The organism is Croceicoccus mobilis, from assembly GCF_001661965.1.
GTDB classification, from domain to species: Bacteria; Pseudomonadota; Alphaproteobacteria; order Sphingomonadales; family Sphingomonadaceae; genus Croceicoccus; species Croceicoccus mobilis.
Map to the genome: position 1 here is coordinate 1 of NZ_LYWZ01000016.1, position 3792 is coordinate 3792.

Consider the following 3792-nt stretch of genomic DNA (forward strand, 5'->3'; position numbering starts at 1 on the left):
TGGGTCGTGCGGCTGAGCGGAACAGGAAAGTGTCATAAGGCACTGTTTGGCTCGATACAGCGATAGATGGTGGCCGGGTGAACGTTGAAGGTCCTTGCGACGGCGCTAATGGACTTACCCTCGAGAACGAGTTGGCGAGCGAGCTCCGCCTGATCTGGGCGCATTTTCTTTGGGCGTCCGAAGCTCACACCGCGCGCCATCGCCGCCTTTCGCCCCTCCTCGGTTCGGCTCAATATGAGAGTCCGCTCGAACTGGGCGATCCCAGCGAATACGGTCATGATCATCACGCCAGACGGGGACGTGGTATCGGCCCAAGGTTCATCAAGCGATTGTAATCCTGCCTGCTTTTCCTTGATGCGTTCCGCGATGTGCAGGAGTTCGATGGTGGATCGCGCCAAACGATCGAGGCGGGCGACGACGAGAACATCGTCTTTGCGCAGGTGACCCATCAGCTTTTCAAGCTCGGGCCGGCCACGAGCGGCCCCCGATATTTTCTCTTCGAACATCATTTCACAGCCCGCCTCCGAGAGCCGACCGCGCTGGATTTCCAAGTTCTGATCCTCGGTGGAAACGCGCGCGTAGCCGAGCTTCATGCGACTGCTCCAGATATTGTGCGAAAGTTACTGCAAAACAATTTTGTTTCGCACATATGTTTTGCGAAGAAATTCGCCTTGTTTATCGGCATGGGCCGTCCCCTTCGCAAAAGTTGAAAGTTTCGCACGGTATGCCCACCCGTCACCTCACTGACGCCCAGCGTCAGGGCTTTGCCCGCTTTGATGGCGAACCGTCGGCCGATCAACTCGCGCGATATTTCCATCTGGACCAAACTGATCGCGACCTCATTGGAACTCTGCGCGGCGACCACAATCGGCTCGGCTTTGCCGTGATGCTGACGAGCGCCCGGTTTCTGGGCGCATTTCCAGTCTCGCCCGCCGAGATCCCAGCGTCGGTCCTGGCGGCCGTGATCGAACAACTCGCTCTTGAACCCGGCACGGACGTGGACGCCTATTTTGCGGGAAGCCGACGCATCCGGCACCTCGCGCTCATCCGGACGCACTGCGGCTTCACGGACTTTGGCGACAACGCGGTGGCACGTTTCCGGCTGACCCGATGGCTCTACGCCCTTTGCTGGAGCGGCGACGATCGGCCCGGCCCCCTGATTGATCGAGCTGCGGCCTGGCTGATCGCCAACAAGGTGCTGCTGCCGGGCGTCACGGTCGTCGAGCGCCTGGTTGGCAGGATCCGCGATCGTGCGCGGACCAGGCTTTGGCGCCATCTGGTCGCCAGCTTGAGCGATGACCAGCGCGTGCGCATCGCCGCGCTGTTTGACGATGGCGACACATCCACGTTCGCCGCCCTGGACGCGCTCCGGACCGTTCCCTCCAAGCGCATGCCGACCGAACTCTTCCGACACCTTGATCGGCTCGATGCGGTCCGGGCGTTCAATCTGCGGCCGGCGCCACCGCGGGGCGTTCCCGCCACAACCCTTGAGCGGCTCGCGCGGGTAGCGCGCGTCGGCAAGCCCTCGGCCATCGCCGCCCTTCAGGAGCCTCGTCGAACCGCGACCGTAGCCGCGCTCTTCCATACGCTCGAAGCGGCGGCCCAGGACGACGCCGCCGAGCTGGCCGAGGCTCTGCTCGCCGACTTGGTGAAAGGGGCTGAAGCCGCCGACAAACAGGCCCGCCTGCGCAGTCTGCGCGATCTCGATGGCGCCGCGATGCTGCTCCACGCAATGGGTCTGTTGGTTTTGACCGACGACGCCCTGCCCCTCAATGAATGGCGAGATGTGCTCTTCGAGCGGTTGCCCCGTCCCGACATCGAGGCCGCCATGTCCAAGGTGGAGGCGATCGCCAAGCCCGCGGAGACCAAGCCCTATGATCAACTGCGAACAAAATGGCGGAGCGCCCGGCGATTGTTCTTTGAAATCGCTACCCGCATCGAGACCGACGCTGCCCCAGGTGGCAAAAACGTCAAGGCCGCGATCAGCTACCTCAAGGGCGTGGACGACTGGTCCTCTCTCGTCAAGATGCGCGGCGCACCGATCGCTGCGGTCTCGAAGGCGTGGAGGCAACATGTCCTGGATGACGATGGCAGGATGCGCGACCCGAAGGCCTATGTCTTCGCGATCATCGATGCGTGGCGTCTGGCGATCAAGCGTCGCGATGTGTTCGCCAAGCCCGGCATCCGATACGGGGATCCCCGGCGCGGGATGCTCGAGGGCGAGTCCTGGCACAATTCCAGGTTGATGGTAGCACGCGCCCTGGGCCGATCTCTGGAAGCCGACATTGAGATTGACGGTCTCTCCCGCCTTCTCGACGAGGCATATCGACATGTCGTTGCGCGCGCCGGCGACAATCCGGACCTGCGTTTTGAGACGGTCGCCGACAAGATGGGGATTGTGGTCACGCCCCTCGACAAGCTTGATGAACCCGAGAGCCTTCGAGCACTTCGCGCCGCCGTCCAAACGCGCATGCCGAAGGCCGGAATGCCCGACATCTTTCTTGAAGTCATGGCGCGAACCGGATTTGCCAAGTCCTTTACGCATCTGAGCGAGCGTCAGGCCACCGTCGAGCACTTCGAGATAAGCCTGTGCGCGACCCTGGTCGGCGGCGCCTGCAACATCGGTCTTGAGCCGATCGTGCGCCCGGAATTTGCGGCTCTGCGTCGCGACCGTCTTTCTTGGGTCGGTCAGAATTTCATTCGGCCCGAGACCATCGCCGCGGCCAACGCCGCGATCGTTTCCGCTCACAGTCGTCTGGATATCGTCCAACATTGGGGCGCAGGCGAGGTGGCCAGCGCCGACGGCATGCGTTTTGTCGCTCCGTCGAGCGCCATACACGCCGGGCCCAACCCCAAATATTACGGCCAGGAGCGCGGCGTCACTTGGTACAACATGATTTCCAATCAGTTCAGCGGTCTGACCGGAGCGGTCATCCCCGGCACGTTGCGCGACAGCCTGGTCGTCCTGGCTCTCCTGCTGGAGCAGGAAACCGAGCTCGATCCTCTGGAGATCATGACCGACACCGCCGCCTATTCCGACGCCATTTTCGGTCTGTTCTGGCTCTTGGGCTACCGGTTCAGCCCCCGTCTGGCGGACATCGGCGACGCCAAACTCTGGCGTATCGACCGCCAGGCGAGCTATGGGCCGTTCGATCAGACCGCCTGGGGCAGGGTTAAAATCAATCTGATCCGGGAAAACTGGTCCGACCTTATCCGCTTGGCCGGATCGCTCAAGCTCGGCCACCTCAAGGCCGCAGGCGTCATGCGAATGCTGCAGGTCAAAGACCGCCCAACAACGCTGGCCAAGGCCCTGTCTGAACTCGGCCGCATCATCAAGACGCTGCATATCCTGCGATACATCGATGACCGGCCGTTCCGGCGACGAATATTGTTTCAGCTCAACCGGCAGGAATTGCGCCACAAGCTCGGTCGGCGCGTCCATCACGGCGATCGGGGCGAAATCAGAAGCCCTCTGCGTCAGGGCCAAGAGGAGCAGCTTGGGGTCCTCGGTCTGGCCCTCAACTCCATCGTCCACTGGAACGCTGTCTACATGCAGGAAACCGTGCGCCAACTCAGCGAGGCCGGGACGCCGCCGCTGCCCGCCGATATCGCTCGGCTCTCGCCGATATCTTGGCGTCACATCAATTTCCTCGGCCGCTACGACTTCTCCGTGCCTGACGCCGTCGCAAACGGCGGCCTCAGACCGCTACGCCAACCTAATTCCGAATGGGACTTTTGAAAGGAAATAATGCCCCTTACGACACTTTCCTGTTCCGCTCAGCCGCACGACCC

The 3792-nt window shown here is 62.2% G+C and carries 2 protein-coding genes; one reads left to right on the plus strand and one right to left on the minus strand.

Going from position 1 to position 3792, the window contains the following annotated elements:
- Positions 1–32 precede the first annotated feature (32 nt).
- Positions 33–593: a recombinase family protein gene (locus A9D13_RS04235; protein WP_011950653.1), complete on the minus strand. Its 561-nt coding sequence runs from the start codon at positions 591–593 to the stop codon at positions 33–35.
- Positions 594–724: 131 nt separating this feature from the next.
- Between A9D13_RS04235 and A9D13_RS04240 the strand changes: the two genes are divergently transcribed.
- Positions 725–3739, plus strand: coding sequence for a Tn3 family transposase (locus A9D13_RS04240; RefSeq protein ID WP_037555775.1), 3015 nt, complete (start codon positions 725–727; stop codon positions 3737–3739).
- The last annotated feature ends 53 nt before the right edge of the window (positions 3740–3792 follow it).

Coding starts and splice junctions, on each gene's coding strand:
- A9D13_RS04235 (WP_011950653.1), bottom strand. CDS start 593: ATGAAGCTCGGCTACGCGCGCGTTTCCACCGAGGATCAGAACTTGGAA.
- A9D13_RS04240 (WP_037555775.1), top strand. CDS start 725: ATGCCCACCCGTCACCTCACTGACGCCCAGCGTCAGGGCTTTGCCCGC.